The organism is Mycobacterium sp. 1482292.6, assembly GCF_001672995.1.
In the GTDB taxonomy this organism is placed as follows: Bacteria; Actinomycetota; Actinomycetes; order Mycobacteriales; family Mycobacteriaceae; genus Mycobacterium; species Mycobacterium europaeum_A.
In genome coordinates this window covers 1-600 of the sequence record NZ_LZKV01000115.1, presented here as the reverse complement: position 1 = coordinate 600, position 600 = coordinate 1, and the positions used below count along the sequence as shown (strand labels likewise).

Below are 600 nucleotides of genomic sequence, written 5' to 3'. Positions count from 1 at the left end.
GCGTCAATGGACTTCAGAGTCAGACCACCGCCGCGAGCGACCTCCCATTCTCTCTGTGGACTTCGCAGTAGTAGCCGCCCACGGTGCAGCCGGGGCTGCTGCAGCCGCGGTCCTTGGCGTACAACACGATTCGTTGGCCGGGGGAGGCGAGGCGTTTGGTGTGATAGAGCGCCAGGGCCTTGCCGTTGTCAAAGATCGCCAAATAGTGGTGGGCGTGGCGGGCCAGGCGGATGACATCGCTCATCGGCAGCAGGGTGCCGCCGCCGGTCAAGCCGCGTCCGGCCGCGGCTTCGAGGTCGGCCAGTGTGGTGGTGACGATGATGGAGGCGGGTAACCCGTTGTGCTGCCCCAGGTTCCCGGAGGCCAGCACGCCGCGCAGTGCGGCGTTGAGTCCGTCGTGCTGGCGTTGGGCGGCCGAGCGTGGGTCGTGGTCGATGGCGTCTTGGGTGGGTGCGCCGTCCACACAGGGGGTGTCGTCGTGGGGGTTGCACATGCCGGGGGCGGCGAGTTTGGCTAGGACGGCTTCCAGGGTGGCGCGGGCTTCGGGGGTGAGCCAGCCGCGCAGCGCCGACATGCCGTCGGCCTGCTGGTTGCCCAGGG

At 69.0% G+C, this 600-nt stretch carries 1 pseudogene; it reads right to left on the bottom strand.

Features of this window, described 5'->3' with window-relative positions:
* Window positions 1-55: 55 nt before the first annotated feature.
* Window positions 56-600 (bottom strand): annotated as a pseudogene (locus A5624_RS11695) (DUF222 domain-containing protein); the annotation flags it as partial.